This window comes from Yersinia kristensenii, from assembly GCF_900460525.1.
In the GTDB taxonomy this organism is placed as follows: Bacteria; Pseudomonadota; Gammaproteobacteria; order Enterobacterales; family Enterobacteriaceae; genus Yersinia; species Yersinia kristensenii.
Map to the genome: position 1 here is coordinate 1667401 of NZ_UHIY01000001.1, position 23817 is coordinate 1691217.

Below are 23817 nucleotides of genomic sequence, written 5' to 3' on the forward strand. Positions count from 1 at the left end.
AAAGGAGATAACCACGTGGGCTATCTCCTTTTTTTAATACTCTTTTAGTTGGAATGATGCGCTAGTTTTAGCCTCGGGTGACTCCTGCTACCGCATTTTTCTGTTCAGAACCACCGTGAGCACCGATCAGCGGTGTTTTACCCTCTTTAAGGTCGCTGAAGCCACTTTTCATCATTTCGCCGACGGAGGAGGAACCATTCACTCTGGCCCCGCCTTCAGTGTGTTTACCATTGATGTCTTGTAATTCAAGACCCTGAGTTTGTAATGCAACATCGTTGTTCTGGTTAGATATTTTCCCGCCAATCAGTTGTGTTTTACCGCCAACTGTTAAGTTGACAGTTTCTTGACCGCTAATGGCAGATTGCTCTTCAACTGCCTTATTTTCAACGACTTCGACTTCAATCTTAGCCCGACCATTGCCTCCTTTGACTTGGTCTTCTTGAACGTTACTTTTGACTTTTTTCCCGACGGTTTTCGCCCCTTTTTGCCACCATTTATCTTTGGTTTCTTCTTCGTCCTTTGATTGCTCGACCGTCATTTTTTTACCGTCTTTGGTATAACTGAGTGTCTGGACGTTGTCCTCTTCTTTAGTGGTAAATCGGCTGGAGAGCTGGTCATATTGTTTTTTGATTTTATCGAATAATTTGTTGGATTTGGTATCCAGTTTTTTCTTGATTTTATCTTCACCAATTGGGCTAGCACTGGCTAACTGATTAATCAAACTGTCTTGTTTTTCGTTACTGTGGCTGACGCCCAGTGCGGTATTGACGTTCACGGAGTGCTGCTTATCTTCCCGGCTTTCTACTGTTAGGTTGCCGCCAATATTGCCATTAATATTATCAGCTTTGAGTATTGCTCCAGCCAGAACCATATCTTTAGCGGTATTAAAGCTAATATTATCGCTATTTATATGGGTATTTTGCTGCACGATGGCATCAAGTTTTTCCACACCAATATCCAGTTTGGCCCCAATATTGTGGGTTTTCTCGCTACTTTGTTTTTCAGCTACGCCTTTATCATCTTTATTAAAGGAAGCATTCTGTTTGCCATTAGCGCCCACCTCAAAATTCCAATTATTTTTGTACTCTTTATCCTGGGCTGACTCGAGCAAAATACCGCCGTTATTTGTCATCAGAATAGTTTCTTTACTCGTGATATCAGCGTTTTGCAGATGAATGGCTTGTTTATCATCGCTGTCTGCTTTAATCGTCAATGTCCCATTGCTGTTAATCACACTGCCCTGATATATGGTCGCTGATTCATCAGTCTTGGCGACGTTCACTTTTGCTCCGGCCGACATCCCTTTGCTGTCTTTATCGGCACCGGTACCTTTGCTCATACCCGCATTAGCGCTGGCTGACCAGGTCATATCTTGTTTTGATCCCTGAGATTCGGCGGCTTTCATCTCGACTTTGCCGCCAGCCGTCAGCAGAATATCACCGGTTGCTTTTTCTTTGCTGCCGAATGAAGTCCCGGTCAGTGCCACATCTTTCCCTGCATTCAGTTCAATCCCTTGTTGACCCTGAAGATTGCTGACTTGAGCAATAGACGTGCTGCTTTCGCCTTTACTGTGCCCGCCGCCTAATCCAGCACCAAATTCTTTGCTGTTGGTGTTTGTGCCGAGATTCATTTTGGCGTCAGCATCAACATTATTATGGCTTTCGCTCGTCAGGTTAGTGACTTGATCAAAACGAATATCTCCGCCTGCATTGACCGAGATTTTGCCATTACCCGCATCCATATTGGTGCCTTGATAAGTGGCATCTTCTTTGACATTGATATTGATGCCATTGGCGGCGTTCATGCTGCCAACCTGCGCGATTTCACCTTTTACCAGTTGGTCTTTAGAACCGCCTTTACCTTTGCCATCCACAGTAATGTCTTTGCCTGTGCTGGTATAAATCCGAATGTCAGCCCCGCCGGATGTTTCTTTAGTGTGTTGCTCAACGCGATCAATCGCGGCTTCAGAGATGTGGCTAGCGGCATTCAACGTGATGGAACCCTTATCTGCTTGATATTCAGTCCCTTGGTCTTTGACGCTACCCGTTGCGTTGATATTAATGTCTCCGCCTTTGATTGATGTTTCGGTGGCTTTGTTGCTACTGAGGTTGGTTTCTTTAGTGCCACCTTTGGCGTAAATATCGATCCCCACATTAGGCGCACCGACATCATCGGCAGCATCAAGCATACCGCCCATATCCAGCTCTTGGGCTTTGTTTACAATGTCTTCAATCGGGCGAGTGACTTCGCTATAGTCAATATTGGCACCAAAACCGACATCAACCGTGGTGCTCTTATTCACGGTTTTTTCACTGTTTTCTGCCGCCAGATTATTCACATTGATAGCGTCGACATTGTAAGCACCGTCAACCTTATGCTCACTCCCTTGGTTAGTGACATCTTTTGTGGCGTTAATATTCAGGTTGCCGGCTATGTTCGAGTCAGAAACCACCGCCGTCGATTTATCCGTAGTTGTTTGGGTGTCTTCATAACTGACATTTGCACCACTGCCAGCTTTATCCATTCCGCCGTCGTAATGAACATCTACACCGACAGTTTCTTTTTCTTTATTGCTGGAGAGGGTGTCTTGTACGGCGACGAATGAGACATTTTCACCTTTAATATCAGCATCGCCTTGGGTGGTGGTCAGGTTTGAGCCGGTAAATGTGACGTCTTTCTCTGCATCCAGTTTGATTGTGCCGCCTTCAAGGGTTGCGCCATGGTGTTGAACGCTCTCTGTTTTTTCACTTTCGCTGGTATGCTCCAGTTTAATACCCGCCTGGAACTGATTATTCCCATCATCACTGGTGAAGCCCTCGATGGTCAGCTTGGTCTTTTGCTCATCAATTTTCTGCTGTTCTGCCGCAGCTTTGACGTTAATTTCGCCCAAGGTTTCAATACCGAGTTCTCCGGCACTTTTTACCAAGCTACCAATCACATCGACATTATCTTTGCTGATGATTTTAAGATTGGCGTCTGAAACTAATTCACTGCCGGTGACTTTTTCATCACGATTATTGGCTTTGTGTGAACTGCCCGTAATATTAAAAGCAACCCCGGTGCGCTCATCAATTTTTGTGGTGGTGGTACTGATGGCATTATCGATTTTAATTCCGCCATCTGCCGCCTGAACATAACCATCTTTGCTGGCTTTGACTTTACTGCCAGTAATAGAAACACCTTTATTACCCACAACAAGAATATTACCGTCGGCGGTTATTTCTGAGCGGTGGCTGTCTTCTGCATTTTTATTGTTATTATTATGGTCTATCCCCCCCAACCCCATGTTTTGCTCATTTTTACCGTTTGAGATTTTTAGATCGCGGGTTTTTTGCACATTAATATTAACCTCATTAGCATTGATTAATAAATCACCGCCAGCAGCAGCCTTAATCCCCTTGGCGCTGATTTTCCCCTCTGCGGCCAGCCCCATATTGCCACCTGCTTGTAGCGTGGTTTTATTCAGTGTTTGGGTGTCAGTTTCATTATCCCAGGTTATATCTTTGATGGTATGTGCATAATCATGGCCTTTATCACGGATTGAATTATTATCAATCATGCTCTCCAATTTTAAGTCTTTCTTTGCTTTGATGGAAAGATTGTTACCTGCCTCGATAGAAGTTCCAGAGAGTTTTATATCGCCATTTGTTGATTGAATAGCCAGGTTGTTTCCTGCAGTGATAGTGGTGCCAATATTTTTTTGTTGTTCTGTTTTTTTATTGGAGGATTTATTCCACTTACCTATTCCCAAAAATCCATCAGCCCCATCTTTCGAGCTACTAGAGTGAGTGTTAGTGACTGTTTCCGTACCCAGTTGAATATTATCACCTTGCATAATAATGTTCTTGCCATCAATGATTGCTGCATCGAGGTGATTATTTCTCTTGGCAATAATAGAAATATTAGCGCCTTTAATTTTGGTACGTTTGAGCGTCTGTGTCGTCGAATTACCTGAGGTGGTTTCAATAATATCGCCAGAGGTATAGATCTCACCTGCGCTCACGTTAATATCTTCACCGCTTAAATTAGCTGGTGTAGGATCAGCTTCTTTTACAAACCAAGACATTATGCTTGATATAGAGTCAGGGCTGACTTGGGGGTCGACATCAAGATTCAGCTTTCCTGGTGTTGAGATATCGAGGGACTTACGGGCCGTGTAGCTGCCCGACATATTTATGCCATTCCCCTCCGCGGTATTAACAATACGAATTCTATTGGCCATCATGCCACCAAATATTTTACTGTCGTATGCCGTTCCCTCGTATTTTTGTGATTCTAATATTTTCCCATTGGTGCTGATTTTATTTTGTCCGAGAACGACATTAATATCTTCCCTGGAATCCACGGTTCCCAACATATTAATTCTTGGGGCGATCAAGTCTAGTGTTCCGCCAACGATAGTGTAACCTTCACCTATATTTAATAGGTTAGTGTTATTTCTAGTATCAAAACCCTGTAGATTCCCTTGGTCGACGAGTGGATTACCGACCACCAATGAAGTCCGATTAGTATTAATAAAACCGCAACTGTTACAGGTAATACCATTGGGGTTGGCCAGAATATAATCGGCGGCCATACCAAAGACTTCTTGTTTTCCCAATAATAATGAGGGGTTACGGCTAATCACTTCATTCAAAATGATATTGGCGGCCTGACCATTTAAATTTTGGTTGGCGCTTAATTGCCCTGCCAATTTTGATTGGCCTGCACTGAGGGAGTTATTAAGTACTGCACCTGCTTTGTTAACGTTAAATTCATTATATTGGTTATGGGATAAACCGGAGGCCGAGGGTTTGACGATATCGACAACCGTAACCCCATTGACTGAATTAATCCCTGGGTTATGAGCGGGATCGCCCGCACCGACAATACCTGCGGCATAACAGGTGGCTACTGATACTGAAATAATAGCGACGGCTGCCGCCAGCTTTCCTGCCGGGGAGAGCTTGAACTTATTTTGTTTCATTTTACTTCTCCATTTTTCATATTGCTTGGTGTTAATAAAAATTGGCTTTCACTGGTAGCGGTTAATTAAAATGAATAAGAGAAGCGCGCCAGAATTTGAACCGGATCTTTATTTTCTGATTTACCGGACAGCAGATGACCACGACTGGCTTCAATATCCATTTTGATATCGCGGTAGCTAACATTGATGCCAGCACTCAACCCCATGGCGCTGCTCCAGCCTTGTGATGATTGCTGAATACGACCTATATCAGCCCCTAACCGTGGCGTTATAGTGGTGTTGCCGAGAGAGAAATTGCGCGACAGAGTATTTTGTAAATACCAACCTTTATCCGCAGATAAGGTATTGCGGCTAAAACCGCGAACAGCATTGCTGTCGGTGACACTCAACCATTCAACACCCGGCAAGCGGTCGTGGGTGTATTGGCCATAGAACTGATGACTAAACAAATAAAAGTCATCGAACAAATTGAAATATTGGTTGGAGGTAATGGTGGCTTTGGTTTTAGTAAATTGGCTATCTTGATAACTGGCTGACAAGTTCTGATCGGCACCCAACCACGATAATCCCTGTTCAATACTGAGATTTACATTGAATATGCCTGTGGGCAGGATATGCAGATGGTTAACACCTAATTCAAATATTGTCAGTGTTGGGCTGCTGACCGCGATTTTTTGGTCATTAAAATAGTTTTCGGCCTGTTTATAGGTCAATTGGGCACTTAAGCCATTAATCTGGTCTTGATCGCGATAGAAAACATAATCAGAACGTAAACCATGCTGTTGGGTTTTACCTTGTAGCTCGATGGTATTAAATTGTAATTGCACCGGATAAAGATATTCTGAATAGCTGGCAAAACCACTGAGCGTTAAGGCCCCATAAGGTACGGAATAAAAGAGTGAATAGGCACGGCTGTAGTTTTTTTGCGGGTTATCAGTGGTGCTGGAAATATTCAAACTGATGGAATCTGATAATCCAAACGGATTATCGAAAGAAAATGTATTTCGGCTCAGCCATTTCCCGGTGTTTTTATTACCATAATTATCGAGGGAGGTTGTCAGATGCCAGGGTTTTGACCGGGTATTACTCAGTTTTAGAATTGACCCGCCAGATTCACGTCCTGGTAATATGTCGACAGTAATTTTGTTGGAGGGGAGGCGATTAGCTTGATCTAAATTTTGATCGAGTTGTTTAATATTTAATGGATGACCCAACATATTGGGGAAAATAGTTTCACTATTTAATTCGGGATCATCACTTTCAATACTCTCAATAAAGCCCTCAGTTACATCCAGCCCGAGTTCACCCTCGTCATCGGGGGGAATGAATCGGATACGCGCCATAATATAGCCGCTGCTAAGATAAAGTTGAGTGAGTTCCCGAGCCAGCAGATTGACATGTTCGCTATTGATACATTGATCGGGTATTGCGCTTAATGACTCTAAATCTGTTGGGGTCAATAAGGTAATGCCCTGAACATAGACTCCACTGATAGGGAGGCATTGTGCGTTATCCTCTAATTCAGGGGCGCTATTGGGGGGAGTCTCTACCTTTGCTTCAGGCTGTTTAGCATGAGGCTGACGGCGCTCTTCTATTAATTGATTAATTTCATTACTGCTGTTCTGTAAATTTTGGCGTGATTCATTGATTGGAGAGGGAATATCCATCCCCGGAGTTGTATTAGCGTAGGTGCCCGTGCTCAATAAAAAACATAATGCGGTGCGTTTTTTGATCATGATATCTGTGGGGGAGAGCACTGACGGAATAGGTTCAGCCCCTCCATCCTTGAGTCAAATTTACGGGCAGCACTATTACCGTCCCTAAAAAGTAGAGACGGCGGAATGAAGACAATAATTAAGGAGTATTCAGGGATCAGTGAAAGATAATAACTTTTTAAAACTAAGAGGTTATTGGGTGACTTTTTTAAGAATTATTTAAAATATCATCAGGTCAATATCGGGTGTTATTTATATTATTTTTCTGTCTAAGGCGGGGAATAAAATGAAGCGGGGAGGTTGAAAATGCCCGAGAGGTTCGGGCATTGACATGATTAAGTATTACTTTTTATCTTTATTTACCGGTTTACCCGACCAATAACCGGCCAGCAGTGAACCCGATAGATTATGCCAAACCGAGAACAATGCGCCAGGCAGAGCGGCCAATGGTGAGAAGTAAATTTTACCCAGAGTGGCAGCCAGTCCTGAGTTTTGCATCCCCACTTCAATCGCCAATGTGCGGCAGGTTGATTCATCAAAACCGAACAATTTCCCCCCCCAATAGCCACTTAACAAACCAATACCGTTATGCAGAATAACTGCAATAATGACCACGAAACCGACTGAGGCAATGTGGCTCTGACTACCGGCAACCACGCCACTGATGATGGCGACGATACAAACCATCGACATCGCCGGTAGGTAAGGTTCGATGCGTTTCACTGTTTTGGTAAAGGAGTGATGGACAATTAAGCCCGCAGTAATTGGGATAACCACAATTTGCAGGATACTTTTCAGCATCCCAATGACATCCACACTGATGGTGGCATCAACATATAAACGAGTCAGCAGTGGGGTAGCGAACACCCCCACCAGAGTCGAAACCGCAGAGATGGTTACGGAGAGCGCAACGTCACCTTTCGCCAGGTAAATCATGACATTGGATGCAGTTCCGCTAGCAACACTTCCCACCAGCACCATACCAGCAGATAAATCCGGTGGCATACGGAACAGCATAGCCAGAATCCAGGCGGTGAGCGGCATAATCAGATAATGCAGGAAAGTTGCTGCTGCCACCGGTGCCGGGCGCGATAATACCCGTTTGAAGTCATCCAACCGCAGAGTGACCCCCATAGCAAACATAATCAGCATCAGCAGTGGGCCGACATAAGGGCCAATGCCGATAAATGTGGTGGGGCGGAAATAGGCCGCGATTGAGAGCAGTAATGCCCAGAGAGGGAATAGCCGGGTGATTTTGACTAACATGAGGCGAGTGTCCTTTATCGTCAGTGTTAGAGATAAGAAAAACCGGACGAAAGCGCCCGGTTTGTTATAAAACTATATTGTTGCATTGTGAGTTATTTAAATAATCGGTTACTTAAACTGCCGGTTATTCAAAGAGATTATGGTGCAGCGTTTGTACCACTTTTTCTGCATCATTGCCCGGCACCAGGAAGCACAGATTATGGCTGCTGGCTCCGTAGCAAATCATGCGAATATTGAATGGATCCAGCACACCGAACACTTCTTTGCCCACACCGCAAGCTTGCGACAAGTTATTACCGATAATTGCCACCAATGCCAGGTTTTCTTCCACTTCAACCCGGCACAGAGAAGAGAGTTCGGTCAGTAGCGAGCTGGTCAGCAAGCTGTCACCGATGGATGTCGAACCGGTGGTATCCAGTGTCAGCGCCACACTCACTTCAGAGGTGGTTATCAAATCCACAGAGATATTGTGACGCGCCAAAATGTTAAACACTTCCGCCAGAAAACCGCGTGCGTGCAGCATATTCAAGCTATGCAGGGTCAGCAGGGTTTGCTTACGGCGCAATGCTAACGCCCTGAATAATGGCGGATTGTAAGTTTCGTTGCACACCAGCGTGCCGCCGGCCTCAGGATCTTTGCTCGACCCGACAAACACCGGAATATCACTGCGCACTGCCGGTAATAAGGTGGCAGGATGCAGCACTTTGGCACCAAAAGTCGCCATTTCAGCCGCTTCTTCAAAGGCGATTTTATCAATGCGTTTTGCGCCCGGAACCACCCGTGGGTCGGTGGTATAAATCCCCGGAACATCCGTCCAGATATCAATGCGGCTGACATTCAGCGCTTCACCCAGCAATGCGGCGGTATAATCACTGCCACCCCGACCAAGAGTCGTGGTGCGGCCTTTACTTTCACTGCCGATAAAACCTTGCGTTACGATAATGGCGTGCTTGATACGCGGTGCTAACTGGGTCTGAGCCAGTTCAGACAATGCTTGGGTATCGGGTTCGGCTCGGCCAAAACGGTCGTTGGTGCGCATGATTTTGCGCACATCAAACCATTCCACCTCGACCTGACGTTGGCGTAACAGTTCGACAAATAGCAAGGTCGACATCAATTCGCCGTGGCTGACCAGTTCATCCGTCAGTGCCGCCGATGTTGCCAGACTGGCGGCTTCAGACAGCATGGCAATGTTTTCCAGCATGCGGTCAATTTCTTCACGGATAACCGCGGGATCAGCAAGTTTCGCGAGAATACTGTATTGAATCCGGCGGATTTCATCTAAATGAAGGGCGCGTGTTTCCTGTTCGCAGCCATCGGCCAACGCGACCAACAGATTGGTAATCCCGGCTGAAGCCGACAAAATCACCAAACGAACATCCGGGTTCGATAAAACCACATCAGCGCTACGACTCATGGCATCAAAATCCGCCACACTAGTCCCACCAAATTTGGCGACAACCGTCGGGGATGGGGCGCTGCGGGTCTGTTGGGGATCAGTCTGCTGTTGTGAAGCCTGTCGTTGTGAAGCGGAAATCATCTAAAAAACCTCGTGTCAGATGCCATCTCGAGTAGTCGGCTGTATTTTTCTCTGTACAAGGAAATAACGGGTTATCCACTTTCTGTCAATGAAATGGCTATGAGGTATTCTCATATTTAATAACTCATCAGGCTATATTACTAAATTGATTGGATACTGTTTGATAATGGCACACCGAGAAAACAGGAAGCAGATCAAAAGTTGTTTCGAGAGATATTACCTATCGCAAGAAAAGAGATCTCAATCACAGGGTAACAGGATACAATCAAGGTATTCGTTTCATTAATCCTTAAGCCTAGAAGAGCGCCGCTATGAAAAATATTAATCCTAGTCAAACCGCTGCCTGGAAAGCGTTACAGCAACACTTTGAACAGATGAAAGACGTCACCATCAGCAGTCTGTTTGCCAAGGACGACCAGCGTTTTAACCAATTTTCAGCGACTTTTGACGATCAAATGCTGGTGGATTTCTCCAAAAACCGCATTACCCGCGAAACCATGGAAAAACTGCAAGCTCTGGCCAAAGAAACTGATTTGGCGGGTGCGATTAAATCTATGTTCTCTGGTGAGAAAATCAACCGGACTGAAGATCGCGCGGTACTGCATGTTGCTCTGCGTAACCGCAGCAATACGCCAATCGTGGTCGATGGCAAAGATGTGATGCCAGAAGTGAATGCGGTACTGGCTAAAATGAAGCAGTTCTGTGACCGCGTCATTGGCGGTGACTGGAAAGGCTATACCGGCAAAGCGATTACCGATGTGGTGAATATCGGGATTGGTGGTTCAGACCTCGGCCCTTACATGGTGACCGAAGCACTGCGTCCATACAAAAATCACTTGAATATGCATTTTGTTTCTAACGTCGATGGCACTCATATTGCTGAAACCTTGAAACCGCTGAACCCAGAAACCACGTTGTTCCTGGTGGCGTCAAAAACTTTCACCACCCAAGAAACCATGACCAACGCCCACAGTGCGCGTGATTGGTTCTTGTCTACCGCCAGTGATGAAAAGCATGTTGCGAAACACTTTGCAGCATTATCGACCAACGCCAAAGCAGTCGGTGAGTTTGGTATTGATACTGACAATATGTTTGAGTTCTGGGATTGGGTCGGTGGCCGTTATTCCCTATGGTCCGCTATTGGCTTATCTATCGCGCTGTCTGTGGGCTTTGAGCATTTTGAAGAGCTGCTCAGTGGTGCACATGCCATGGACAAACATTTTGCAGAAACTCCAGCTGAGAAAAACCTGCCGATTCTGTTGGCATTGATTGGCATCTGGTATAACAATTTCTTTGGTGCAGAAACCGAAGCTATTCTGCCGTATGACCAATATATGCACCGTTTCCCGGCTTACTTCCAGCAGGGCAATATGGAATCTAACGGTAAATATGTTGACCGTAATGGCAACCCGGTTGATTACCAGACTGGCCCGATTATCTGGGGCGAACCTGGTACCAATGGCCAACATGCGTTTTACCAGTTGATTCATCAGGGTACCAAATTGGTTCCTTGTGACTTTATCGCACCGGCTATCAGTCATAACCCACTGAGTGATCACCACGCGAAACTGCTGTCTAACTTCTTCGCCCAAACGGAAGCACTGGCTTTCGGCAAATCATTGGATGAAGTTGAAGCCGAATTTGCTGCTGCGGGCAAAACGCCTGAGCAAGTGGCTCATGTTGCGCCATTCAAAGTGTTCGAGGGTAATCGCCCAACTAACTCCATCTTGCTACGCGAAATTACGCCGTTTAGCTTGGGGGCCTTGATTGCGCTGTATGAGCACAAAATCTTCACGCAGGGGATTATCCTGAACATTTACACCTTTGACCAATGGGGTGTTGAGCTGGGTAAACAACTGGCTAACCGTATTTTGCCAGAGTTGGCAGATGACAAAGAGGTCACCAGCCATGACAGTTCTACCAATGCGTTGATTAACCGTTTCAAGAACTGGCGTTAAGCTTGCGGGCTTAAGCTCCTTGATCCGCGCTTATTAGCCCCTTACTGATGTAAGGGGCTTTTTTTCGGCCCGGATGATTTCACCTACTTTCAATAGGATTATTTATGGCCAAAAATTCGCGCTCACAGTGGATAGCCAAGAATCTACAGCGTTTACTGAATGTGGGGTTGATTGCATTGGCCGCTATTTTGGTGGTCTTTCTGATAAAAGAAACCTTTCATCTTGGCAAGGTACTCTTCGTCAATAATCAGGATGCGTCTTCTTACATGCTGATTGAAGGGATTGTGATTTACTTCCTGTACTTCGAGTTTATTGCGTTGATTGTTAAGTACTTTGAGTCCGGCTATCACTTTCCATTGCGCTATTTTATCTATATCGGGATCACTGCGATTATCCGGCTGATCATTGTCGATCATGAAAATCCGATTGATACGCTGATTTATTCCGGTTCCATATTGCTGCTGGTGGTGACTTTGTATTTAGCCAATACCGATCGGCTAAAACGAGAATAGCTGTTTACTTGATGCATAAAAATGGCGGCCATTAAGGCCGCCCAAGACACAGTACCAGAGGGAAAATACATCAAGTAAAGCAGCGGCATAAATTCAGATAATTGATGATGCTAATCAAAGGGGAAATGTTCCGTTCGGGTCGTAGCAGCGTGAGCTGCCGGAGTGCCCGTAGGAACAGTCACCCCTTTAGCACCAATTTAACCTTTCACCCCACCGGCGGTTAACCCACCGACCAGCCAGCGCTGTGCCAGTAAGAAGACGGCGGTGATCGGAATGGCCGATAGCACGGCGGCAGCGGCAAAATCGCCCCACAGATAGTTTTGCGGATTCAAATATTGCTGCATACCCACCGCTAGGGTGTAACTGTTCACGTCCCGCAACAGCAATGACGCGACCGGAACTTCAGTAATGGCGGCAATAAATGACAGAATAAAGACCACGGCTAAAATCGGCACAGACAGTGGCAATAGCACCAGTCTGAAAGCTTGCCATGGCGTCGCGCCGTCCAAGGCTGCGGCTTCTTCCAGTGAGTTATCAATGGTTTCGAAGTAGCCTTTGATAGTCCAGACGTGCAGGGCAATCCCGCCCATATAAGCAAAAATCACCCCACCGTGTGTATTTAACCCGATAAACGGCAGATACTGCCCCAAGCGGTCAAACAAAGCATATAACGCCACAAGTGACAGCACCGCTGGGAACATTTGGAAGATCAACATGCCTTTCAGCAGGGTACTTTTGCCGCGAAAACGCATGCGGGCAAAGGCGTAAGCACAGGTGGTGGAGAGGGTAACAATCCCAATGGCGGTAATGACCGCAATCTTGATAGAATTCCACAACCACAGCATCACCGGGAACGGCGGCGGCGTCACACTGCCATCGGCGTGTGTCACACTCATGCCCAGCGCCAGCTTCCAGTGTTCCCAAGAAATCTGATCAGGAATCAAGCTGCCGGTGGCGAAGTTGCCGGGCCGCAGCGAAATGGTAATCACCATCAGCAGCGGGAACATAATCAGCGCGATAAAGCACAACATGAGAAAATGGGTGCCTAATAGACGCAAACGCTGGGATTTAGGTTGAACCATGGCCATCTGCATCTCCTCCTTAATCAAAATTCATTTTGCTGGCTTTCAAATTCAGTATCGCAAGCGCGCCTACCAAGATGAAAATCAGTGTTGCAATTGCCGCCGCCAGACCAAAGTCCTGCCCGCCGCCGCCTTCAAAGGCAATACGGTAGGTGTAGCTGACCAGTAAGTCGGTATATCCCGCCGGAGTGGTGGTGCCAATCATATCTGGGCCGCCATTGGTCAATAACTGAATCAGTACGAAGTTATTAAAGTTAAAGGCGAAACTGGCAATCATCAGCGGCGTCAGTGGCTTAATCAGCAAAGGTAAAGTGATGCGGAAAAAGTTCTGGAATGGGCCTGCGCCATCCATTGCCGATGCTTCATACAAATCATCAGGAATGGCTTTCAATAACCCCATGCACAGAATCATCATGTATGGGTAACCGAGCCAGGTATTGACGATCAGTATCATGCTCTTGGCGGTGATTGGGTCGCTAAACCAGGCCGGTTTAATACCAAATAAATGGTTTAGCATCAGGTTGATTTCACCAAAGCTTTGGTTAAATAACCCTTTGAAAATCAATATTGAGATAAACGCGGGCACGGCATAGGGCAGGATCAGCAACACCCGATAAACGGCTTTGCCTTTCAGGGAGTCCCATTGCACTACACAGGCTAGCACCATACCCACTGCCACCGTCAGCACCACAGTCAGCAATGAGAAAATAATGGTCCAGATAAATATCGAGATGAAAGGCTTCTGAATGCCCTCGTCATGCAGCACCCGTAGGAAGTTTTTCCAGCCAATAGTGACGGTAAAACCGGGACTAAGTTTTTCATTCTCCCACTGCCCGTCAGCATTGATGGCTTGATAGAAACCCACATCAATATTTGGCCGATAAGTCACGCCAGTCTGCTGATTAATCAATTCTTTACCATCAGCGCCGAGCTTATAGAGCGGGCTGGTTCCCGAGAATTGACGCAGCGAACTCATGCGCAGTTCACCGCCATCAGGCAAGATTGCTACTAGTCCACTGAGCGCTTGGCGATTTTGGGTAATGATACGCAAGGAAGCTTGCTCAGCAGTTTGCTCTGCACTGGTCGGCGCGACATTTATTTTTTGCTCGCCTGTAGTGCTCAGGCTGAAAGGCTCAGAAATCAGGAGGGTATTGTCATCCGGATTAGAGAGCTGTAAACGCCATTGGTCATGACTTGGATAGAGACCAAAAGTATAAGTTTTGCCAGTTTGGAACTGCCGGTCCATCAACACAGATTGGGCACGTTCAAAGGTCAACTGGTTGGTACTGCTGTAGTTGGTAAAAGCGATGGCGATAGTGCAAATCAATGGGAACAGTACAAACAGCCCCATCCCTGCCACGCCGGGATAAACATAGCGCCAGGCATAAGCGCGGCGGTTAGCGAAAACATACAGCCCCAGACTCACCAGAATCAGCGTCACGATGGCAAAAAGATATTCACCTTGAGCATACATCAACACGATCAAATAGCAGGTGAATAGACTTAATGTGCCGATAATCAGCCATTTAAGTACATCACTTTGCCACCAGGCGGTTTTCTTTTTACGGCTTTCGAACTCGGTGTGGGATAACTGCATAATGGTCCCTTAATCTTCTTCTATTAGCGACTTCTACAACTGAAAACTGGGTCGGGGCGCGGCGAACCGCCCCCCTTTGCAGGTGAAACTGTTATTTGACGATACGTGTTGCTGCATCGTTCAGTGCCGCTTCTACCGTTTGACGCCCAGTGATGGCGTTCAATACCGCACTGCGGGTTGCATACCAGAAGGCCGCCATTTGCGGAATATTCGGCATGATTTCGCCTTTAGTGGCGTTATCCATGGTGGCCGCAATCCGCGGATCTTTTGCCAGTTGCTCTTGGTATGAAATCAATGCAACCGCGCCCAGAGGTTTGTCTTTATTGACTTCAGCCAGGCCTTGGTCAGTTATCAGATAGTTTTCCAGGAATTCAGTCGCCAGTTCTTTGTTCGGGCTGGCGGCGTTAATACCGGCGGTCAGAACACCGACGAACGGCTTGGAAGGTTGGCCGTGGAAGGTTGGCAGCAAGGTCACGCCGTAGTTGATTTTGCTCTTATCAATGTTGGACCATGCCCATGGGCCATTGATGGTCATCGCGGTTTCGCCTTTGTTAAAGGCCGCTTCTGCGATGGAGTAATCAGTATCGGCATTGATGTGTTTATTCTTCACTAAATCGACAATAAATTGCAGACCGGCTTTCGCACCGGCATTATTCACACCGACGTTTTTGACGTCATAGACACCGTTTTCAGATTTGAATGCATAACCGCCGTCAGCGGCGATAAGTGGCCAGGTGAAGTAGGGTTCTTGTAGGTTCCACATAATAGCGCTCTTGCCATTGGCGCGCAGTGCGGTATCCAGTGCAGGGATTTCTTCCCAAGTCTTCGGTGCTTCTTTGACCAGGTCTTTGTTGTAAATCAGCGACAATGCTTCGACCGCGATAGGGTAACCGATCAGCTTGCCATTAAAGCGAACAGCATCCCAAGTGAACGGGAACAGTTTATCTTGGAAAGCTTTAGACGGGTGCAGTTCGGCCAGTAAGCCTGATTGTGCATAACCACCAAAACGGTCATGTGCCCAGAAGATGATGTCTGGGCCATCGCCAGTGGCAGCCACTTGCGGGAATTTTTCTTCTAGTTTATCTGGGTGCTCGATAGTGACTTTGATGCCGGTATCTTTCTCAAATTTCTTACCGACTTCTGCCAGCCCGTTATAGCCTTTGTCGCCATTGATCCAGATAACCAGCTTACCTTCTTCAATTTTGGCAAAAGCAGAGGAAGAGAGCACCAGCGTGGTTAGCGCTGAAAGGGCCAAAACACGTGCGGTCTTACCAATGCCGGATTTTGTGAAGCTGCGAGTCATAATCCAATCCTTTTATCCAATTTTGTGGGTACCGACTTTCTTGTGAGTCATTACATACATTTATTTATTACAGGGACTAATACATTACGCTGACATATTGAGTCACAACTGGATACACCATCATCCTCCCCCTCTCTACGCCCCCCAATGAGTTATTGTGACCCACTTAACACTGCTGCCTATTCTGTGGTGTCAGACACAATAATGTAGGTCGAAATTTGCGTGACTGATCACGTATTTGTATTTGTGATGGAACTTCTGCTCCCTAGGGTCGTTCTTTCATCCTCCCATCTCCTCCCCCATGAAAAACCTTGTTACGGATGATTACCAAATAGTGTAGCTCCCGCATTATCCCCCTCATTGAAAAGCAGCTCCGTTATTGAAACAGCGCCAGCACCATGAAGTGCCGTTATTAATAAAAGTGCCGTTGCTAACAAAATGCGGCTTTTGATTAATTATTACCCAGCCAGATCAGGACATTGCAGCGTTAAGCAACGAGCAGCCCTATACTCAGGCCGCGACGCCGTCCGGGGCAACCTTGTGCAAGCATGGCGGTACGGCGCGCTGCAAGAGAGTCATCAGGGGCTGGGAGTCATCGACGGGTCATGCCGGAATTTGCTTCCGCCATTTTTCTTCAGTCAGGTTCATATGAAAAGTTGTTTGCGTAAGCAAAGGAGTAACAGATGGCTAATGTAACGCTGAGCGGCGTTTATAAAGCCTTTGGTGAGGCTGTGATTTCCAGAGACATCAATTTGGAAATTGATGACGGTGAGTTTGTGGTATTTGTTGGGCCATCTGGCTGTGGCAAGTCAACGCTGCTGCGGATGATTGCCGGGCTTGAGGACATTACCTCGGGTGAGTTGTTGATTGGCGGTAAGCGGATGAACGAAGTGCCGCCGTCTGAACGCGGTATCGGCATGGTGTTCCAGTCATATGCGCTTTATCCCCATTTGTCTGTCGCCGAGAACATGTCTTTCGGCCTGAAGTTGGCCGGTGCGAAGAAAGCGGAAATTAACCAACGGGTGAATCAGGTAGCTGAAGTGCTGCAACTGGCTCACCTGCTGGAACGGCGACCTAAGGCTTTATCAGGCGGTCAGCGCCAGCGTGTTGCGATCGGTCGTACTTTGGTCGCAGAGCCGGATGTTTTCCTGCTCGACGAACCGCTTTCCAACCTGGATGCGGCACTGCGGGTGCAGATGCGTATCGAGATATCGCGCCTGCATAAGCGCCTGCAACGCACCATGATTTACGTCACCCACGATCAGGTCGAAGCCATGACATTGGCCGACAAAATTGTGGTGCTGGACGCGGGTAATGTGGCGCAAGTCGGTAAGCCGCTTGAGCTGTACCACTACCCAGCCAACCGCTTTGTCGCGGGCTTTATCGGCTCGCCAAAAATGAATTTTTTACCGGTGAAAGTGACCGCCGTTGAACCTCGTCAGGTACAGATTGAACTGCCAAATCCAAATGGTCAGTTAGTGTGGCTGCCGGTCGAAGGCGACCAGGTTCAGGTCGGCGCAAATATGTCTTTGGGTATTCGCCCGGAACATCTGCTGCCAAGTAGTGCTTCTGAAGTCACGCTGGAAGGCGAGATTCAGGTAGTGGAGCAACTGGGTAATGAGACGCAAATTCACATCCAAATCCCTGCAATACGTCAAAACCTGGTCTACCGCCAGAACGACGTGGTGCTGGTAGAAGAAGGTGCAACATTCGCCATCGGTCTGCCGCCATATCGCTGTCATCTGTTCCGTGAAGATGGCTCTGCGTGTAAGCGGCTGTACCAAGAGCTGGGTGTCTAGTTACCGCGACCTCAGGTGACGGCAAATGTTAAGCACGCATGCCGACAGGCAAATATAACAGGAGATTACTGATGATTACTCTGCGCAAGTTACCGATAGCACTGGCTGTTGCCGCTGGTGTCCTTTCCACCCAAGCTATGGCTGTTGATTTCCACGGGTATGCGCGTTCCGGTATCGGTTGGACGGGAAGTGGCGGTGAACAACAATGCTTCAAAGCAACTGGTGCTCAAAGTAAATACCGTCTGGGTAACGAATGTGAAACTTATGCGGAAATTAAATTAGGCCAAGAGCTGTGGAAAGAAGGCGATAAGAGCTTCTACTTAGATACCAACGTAGCGTATTCCGTTTCGCAACAGAATGACTGGGAATCTACCGAACCGGCATTCCGTGAAGCCAACGTGCAGGGTAAGAATCTGATTGACGCATTGCCTGGCTCCACTATGTGGGCCGGTAAACGCTTCTACCAACGTCATGACGTCCATATGATTGACTTCTATTACTGGGATATTTCTGGCCCTGGTGCAGGTTTAGAGGCTATTGATCTGGGCTTCGGTAAATTATCTGTAGCAGCAACCCGTAACTCAGAAGCGGGCGGTTCAAGTGCCTGGATTGATAATGCACGTAAAGATGCCGACCACACTGCCAACGATGTGTATGACATCCGTTTAGCGGGTATAGAAACTAACCCAGGTGGTTCTTTGGAGTTTGGTGTGGATTATGGTCGCGCCAATACCCAGAAAGATTACGCATTAGCAAAAGATGCCTCTAAAGATGGCGTGATGCTGACTGTTGAGCATACCCAAAGCATGATGGGCGGCTTTAACAAGTTTGTGGTGCAGTACGCAACAGATGCCATGACATCAGCACAATCAGGTCACTCTGAAGGTGCAAACGTTAATAACAACGGTCACAGACTGCGGGTTATCGACCACGGTGCCATTAACCTGGCTGAGAAGTGGGACATGATGTACGTCGGCCTGTATCAGGATACTGATTGGGACAACAACAACGGCACCACTTGGTACAGCGTGGGTGTGCGCCCAATGTACAAATGGACGCCAATCATGAGTACCTTGCTGGAAGCAGGCTATGACAATGTTAAGTCACAAAAAACTGGCGAACGTAACGGCCAGTACAAACTGACTCTGGCACAACAATGGCAGGCTGGCGATAGCATCTGGTCACGTCCGGCGATTCGTGTCTTCGCAACTTATGCTAACTGGGATGAGAAGTGGGGCTATAACGATGTTCGTGGTAGCGCAGACAATGGTTTAGCGCAAAACGGCACCATTGGTACCAACAGCCGCGGCAAAAATAACGAAGTCACCTTCGGCGCGCAATTCGAAGCTTGGTGGTAACAGCAGTGATACAGCCGTCCTTTGGGGCGGCTGTTCTGTTTTGATGAGGTGGGCTACGGCCCACTTCTAACCAGATAAAGCGATATACTCTAAATAATTCGATAACTTTGCCGACCTTGCCTGGCACAGTTAGCGCTGACGCTCAATGTATGAGGGCACAATAATGAAAAAGAATCTGCTGACACTCTGTCTGGCATTGGCTCTAGGGGTCACCGCGCCTCTGGCGGTGCATGCGGAGCAAACTATTTCTCCGGCGAATGTCTCTATCGCGCCAACTATCAGTACTGCTACTTTACAACAGTTGCCTTGGCAGCCTTTAGTGCCACCGGCGACGCAAGATATCAAACTGACTACTGCCAGCCCGCAAATCTCTCAGGGGAATGTGGAAGGGGCGGTGGCCGCTTTTGCTTTACCTGCGGATCGTGGATCGATGGAGATCACGCTCAGCAGCTTAGTCACTGATAACCAACTATTTTCCCCTAGCGTATTGGTGTTAGACGAACAAATGCGCCCAGCGGCTTATTACCCGTCCAGCTATTTCACTTATGAAAAAGCGGGCATCATGACCAGCGACCGGCTGCAAGGTGTGATGAAACTGACCCCAGCATTGGGTCAAAAACAAATCTATCTGCTGGTTTACACCACCCGTGATGACTTGGCCAAAACTACCACGCTGCTGGACCCGGCCAAAGCTTATGCGATGGGCGTGGGTAATGCGGTGCCGGATATTCCAGACCCGATTGCTAAACATACTCCGACCGGTAATTTGAGAATTAAAGCGACCGCTGAGCAAGGTTTGGGCAACGTGATGATTGGCTTGATTCAATCAGCGCCAGCTTCGGCTCCTGTCGTGGTGGGCAGTGCTGTGCAACCTATGGCAGCTGCAGCGCCTACACCGACAAAACCAGCAGAGCCAATGCTGAGCGAGACTGAAAACTACTTCAACCAAGCGATTAAAGACGCGGTGAAAGCCGGCGATGTCGATAAGGCGCTGAAATTGTTGAACGAAGCGGAACATTTGGGCTCAACTTCAGCCCGAAAAACCTTTATTGGTAGTGTAAAAGGCAAGGGGTAAATCCCGGCACTGCCGAATATGGCTGGATGATTGGTGTGCCTTGGCACACCTTTTTTCGTTGTGTTCTTCTGGGCGCTACTGCGCGTTGTCACACTGAGATTGTGCAGTGCTCAAACTTGTATTACCTGTACGCACCCCGTCTGACTTGGTTCGCGATGCCTCATTTTATTGTTGATTATCATCATCCTATAGTGACTTTTTGTTATTAATTCACTCAATCCACCTCACGACGAATAATCAGTTGCCTGAGTTTGTCGGCGCGATAGACAAAAGATAAATAAGAATCTACGAGACTAATAATTGAGCTGATTTGGGTATCTTGGATGGCATGCGGAGAGTCATGGTTGACGGCTCCTTTTATTCGCGTATTCAATTAAAGGAATTAATTGATGTTCAAGAAAACTCAATTTTGCCTATGGATTGCAGTACTGCCTTGCTCAGCCCTACTTGCAGAAGAAAACTATTCCCTCATCCCACACACGACCATCACCCAACATACTGATTCCCATGGGCTCCCTGTAAAAGTGACGGCCAGAGATCATGTGGTATTGGACCAAATGGCCGAAAACCTGCCCAACGTAAATTCTACTGCGGAGCCGGTATTCAGTCAGGCAATGCAATTAATTGATCATGCTCGAAAAATGGATCAGAAAATGTGGGTGCAACAATTCCCTCAAATCAGCGATGCTCGGGTGGGCAGAATTGTGGATCTTTACTTGCAACTCTATGATGCAGAAGATGTTGAATATGCGAATAATTTGGAGGGTTTACTGAATTTAAGACCGGGATTGACTACGGTCCAAGGCTATGAAAAAGCTCGTGTTATCAGTTTAGAGCGGGAAATTCTTTTCAAGTTATTCCAAAAAAACCTGACTTTGTCCACGAAAGAAGAACTCACTCCGCTCTCCGCCCTAAGCCTTGTCTGGTGGCTGCACCAAGAGAGTCAGCCCACTTTGGTTGAACTGTCCGCTTCAATTTATCGGGCTGAACATAAAGACATCCGCATGCAGGCGGCAATACTTTATAACCATTCTCATTATGGTAATCGCTATGGTGACATCGCGGGTATCCCGGTTGCGGGCTTGGACAATTGGGGAATGGGCCAACTGGATGAACCGGGGCAGCCGGTTTTTAGCGCCAGTAAGGCGTTAAGAGTCATTCATGAAGGGATGAATGCTTCACCGGCGATAGTGCAATCACCGGCGACTTATCTTGCCAATGGATTTGCCCCCAAAAATGCCCAGGGCAGTTACCTGACACACCAACTGCCGGAGATGATTTTAACCGGGTGCAGTTTGGTGGGCTTTGATACTTGTAGCCAGCAGGATTTTACTCAATTTATTGATCTCCAATATCCCGTCGGCAGTCTGGCATTTTCGCTAAAAACCACGCTTAAGTTACATTATCAATTACAAGGTAAACCCCTTGATGAATTGGATGGAAAGGATACTGAGCAGCTGTATGGCTTATTGTTCGAGGAAGAAATTAACTCACAACAAGCAGGCGGCGTTCGCTACAGCCCGACAGTTATCTTCTTATCTCACTTCAGCCAATCTAATGAGGCCGAGCCTCTGACCGTCGGGCAAATGGCCCACGCATTCAAACCTATTGCCGGAGAAATTGATGCGTCTGATTTTCCTGATTCGGCGCAGAGTACATTTATTCGACTTCAACAATTGGCTGGCTACATTGTTGACGGCACCGCGAGTGATGTGGAACAAACAAGATTTGTGTCGGATCTCAAAAGTCTCGCGCCCTTTTTTGAGCTAAACCCACCGCTATACGCTCTGGCACAGCGAGGATTCTATAAAACTGAGCAACAAAAAATAGCGCGACAATTGGATTATCTCGACATGCGCTTGGCCTATCGCCATCCTCCCGCTGCTTTTGATGAAGAACAGGCAATAAGAAAAATCCTGAGAGAGAAAGGGGTGAATAATATTGATTTACCTAGACAATATACCTATCGCCGGGATCTTCAACATGGTTATCCACAGAAAGAATTCGACTCACCGGTTGATGAATTTAAACGGCGGCGAAATGCCAGCAATGGCTTTGTTGCTAAGATGTCGATGCCCGGCAATAACGGCAGGTCGATTAACGTTTATGATACGCTGGATGCGAAAAAAGCCGAATATTATACCCAAATTAAAGCTCATCCGGCATTGAGAGCGCAGGCCATTGAAGCATTAATTGATAGTGGAGTGCGGCCTGAGGGCAGTCGGCTGCAACATAAAATCGAAAGCCTGGCCGAGGCCTATAAGCCGGAATCTGAGAATACACGTTTTTGGGGCAATGCCTGGACATCTTTGGAAAATCATTGGGTTTGTAAAGTACCGCTACCGAATCCGATGTGCACTATCGCCCGGGTTGAAGGGCCGCGCTACCGCAATGATAAGGAGGGGATGGCGGCAGGTATGATGGCTATGGTGATGGAAGCTGGCCAGCTTAGGGGCATGGAAAGAGGCGTGAAGATGATAGAAAATTCCCCGCAAGTTATTGATTCTACATTATCTCCTGGTTTGTCGGTTGAGGGAGAAAAAATTATCCCGAATGAAACCCCGGTAGCCTCGCAGCATGAGGTTGAAATAACCCCACCCGAAGAGGCCCCTGAGCCGATTAGCCAGACGATACAAAACTCGCAGGGAAAGCTAATCGAAGTGCAGCAGGTTCTACTTAGAGACCCTTCAGTACCCGGCGGAACACGTGAAACTTGGGTCAGGCAGGGAGGCAGTGGCACATACTGGGAAGTTGATTTAGCCACCGGCCAGGATTTGGGGGTTGTTTTGAAAGAAGGCCCTGAATTTATCAAACCGGGCCGGTTACTGGGAGGATCGCCTAACCGCTTTACCGAAACTCACTTATTAACCAATGCCGACTTTGATTGGTTGGAAGAGAGTGCATTAAGGCATGCTTGCCAAGGGGAAAAACCCTGTGTTTTAACTTCATCCGGCATATTCACTTACCTGAATACCGGTGAAATGAGTTTAGCTGAGAAATTTTTTGAGCCATTACGTGAGAATGTGGCTGCTTCAACAAGCTCAGGAAAGTTTTTGCATGAGCTTCTTGAGCAGTTTCAACAAGAAGGCATCGAAACGGAGGTTTCAATATTTCAAGATGATCCAAAAAACTCTCGGAGTTCCTTTAAACAAGCAATCCAATCTTTTCCCGAAAACGTGCATGTCTATCCCTTCGATTTGAATGCGATAAAAGCTGAAATTAGCCAGTTGCAACCAGTTGAAAGTATTATGTTTTTTCCTGAGAGATCACATGTTATCACCATTGTGCAAACCGCCAACAAAGAAGGATTATACGTTTTTGATACAAATTTAAGAAATGTAGACTGGTTGGAGTCAATCGATCCCAGGATAAGAAAGGCATATGAAAATATGACGCCTGAACTCATCATTCAGGGAGATAAAAAATACCTTTATGGGCAAGAGGCGGCAGATTTACTTGAAATGTATTTCAGACCGTCCAGTCGACGTGATAACTCTGGTGCTGCCATTATCCATTATAAGGGGCTGACCCACCCAGATTAAGCCATAATAATAAATGGCGCGATGTGCAGTGGCTTGCTTTTGTGGCTGTAATAAAAGGCAACCTGATGTCACCGGATACCCATTCTGCGTTACAATGACTCTCT

The 23817-nt window shown here is 47.0% G+C and carries 13 protein-coding genes and 1 pseudogene; 7 read left to right on the forward strand and 7 right to left on the reverse strand.

The genetic code is table 11. The features are described from left to right. Nucleotides 1-67 precede the first annotated feature (67 nt). The 4 genes from DX162_RS07705 to lysC all read right to left on the reverse strand — a co-directional run bounded on the left by DX162_RS07705 (nt 68) and on the right by lysC (nt 9487). Nucleotides 68-4966, reverse strand: coding sequence for a hemagglutinin repeat-containing protein (locus DX162_RS07705; RefSeq protein ID WP_098081052.1), 4899 nt, complete (start codon nt 4964-4966; stop codon nt 68-70). A 65-nt stretch (nt 4967-5031) separates the two neighbouring features. Further along, nucleotides 5032-6702 (reverse strand): ShlB/FhaC/HecB family hemolysin secretion/activation protein, encoded by a 1671-nt coding sequence (locus DX162_RS07710; RefSeq protein ID WP_032820467.1) that lies wholly within the window; start codon nt 6700-6702, stop codon nt 5032-5034. Between the two features lie 321 nt (nt 6703-7023). Further along, a complete protein-coding gene (panS, locus tag DX162_RS07715; RefSeq protein ID WP_004391870.1) occupies nt 7024-7947 on the reverse strand; it encodes a ketopantoate/pantoate/pantothenate transporter PanS in 924 nt (307 codons plus the stop codon). 124 nt (nt 7948-8071) lie between these two features. Further along, nucleotides 8072-9487 carry a lysine-sensitive aspartokinase 3 gene (gene lysC / locus DX162_RS07720; protein WP_004391869.1) on the reverse strand — a complete coding sequence of 472 codons (1416 nt, stop codon included), beginning with the start codon at nt 9485-9487 and terminating at the stop codon, nt 8072-8074. Between the two features lie 311 nt (nt 9488-9798). Here lysC and pgi point away from each other — a divergent pair, with 311 nt between their 5' ends. Together pgi and psiE are read left to right on the forward strand one after the other, a co-directional pair. Beyond that, the gene (pgi, locus tag DX162_RS07725; protein WP_004391868.1) at nt 9799-11445 is read left to right on the forward strand and encodes a glucose-6-phosphate isomerase; all 1647 of its coding nucleotides are present in this window, start codon (nt 9799-9801) and stop codon (nt 11443-11445) included. 104 nt (nt 11446-11549) lie between these two features. Further along, nucleotides 11550-11957 (forward strand): phosphate-starvation-inducible protein PsiE, encoded by a 408-nt coding sequence (gene psiE, locus DX162_RS07730; RefSeq protein WP_004391867.1) that lies wholly within the window; start codon nt 11550-11552, stop codon nt 11955-11957. A gap of 197 nt (nt 11958-12154) precedes the next feature. Here psiE and malG read toward each other — a convergent pair whose 3' ends face one another. The 3 genes from malG to malE all read right to left on the reverse strand — a co-directional run bounded on the left by malG (nt 12155) and on the right by malE (nt 15939). Then, the gene (gene malG / locus DX162_RS07735) at nt 12155-13045 is read right to left on the reverse strand and encodes a maltose ABC transporter permease MalG (RefSeq protein ID WP_004391866.1); all 891 of its coding nucleotides are present in this window, start codon (nt 13043-13045) and stop codon (nt 12155-12157) included. Between the two features lie 13 nt (nt 13046-13058). Further along, nucleotides 13059-14636 carry a maltose ABC transporter permease MalF gene (gene malF, locus DX162_RS07740; RefSeq protein WP_004391865.1) on the reverse strand — a complete coding sequence of 526 codons (1578 nt, stop codon included), beginning with the start codon at nt 14634-14636 and terminating at the stop codon, nt 13059-13061. Nucleotides 14637-14727: 91 nt separating this feature from the next. Further along, nucleotides 14728-15939: a maltose/maltodextrin ABC transporter substrate-binding protein MalE gene (malE, locus tag DX162_RS07745; RefSeq protein WP_049561348.1), complete on the reverse strand. Its 1212-nt coding sequence runs from the start codon at nt 15937-15939 to the stop codon at nt 14728-14730. Between the two features lie 454 nt (nt 15940-16393). On the opposite strand from malE, the pseudogene DX162_RS22550 reads away from it, so the two are divergent. From DX162_RS22550 to DX162_RS07770, 5 genes and pseudogenes are all read left to right on the forward strand, one after another. Continuing rightward, nucleotides 16394-16607: pseudogene (locus DX162_RS22550) on the forward strand (hypothetical protein). A 15-nt stretch (nt 16608-16622) separates the two neighbouring features. Further along, on the forward strand, nt 16623-17738 hold the full coding sequence (gene malK / locus DX162_RS07755) for a maltose/maltodextrin ABC transporter ATP-binding protein MalK (protein WP_004391862.1): 1116 nt from the start codon (nt 16623-16625) through the stop codon (nt 17736-17738). A 71-nt stretch (nt 17739-17809) separates the two neighbouring features. Beyond that, a complete protein-coding gene (locus DX162_RS07760) occupies nt 17810-19096 on the forward strand; it encodes a maltoporin (protein ID WP_004391861.1) in 1287 nt (428 codons plus the stop codon). Nucleotides 19097-19259: 163 nt separating this feature from the next. Next, nucleotides 19260-20171 (forward strand): maltose operon protein MalM, encoded by a 912-nt coding sequence (malM, locus tag DX162_RS07765; RefSeq protein ID WP_032820466.1) that lies wholly within the window; start codon nt 19260-19262, stop codon nt 20169-20171. Between the two features lie 653 nt (nt 20172-20824). Then, nucleotides 20825-23713, forward strand: coding sequence for a hypothetical protein (locus DX162_RS07770; protein WP_408642847.1), 2889 nt, complete (start codon nt 20825-20827; stop codon nt 23711-23713). Nucleotides 23714-23817 lie beyond the last annotated feature (104 nt).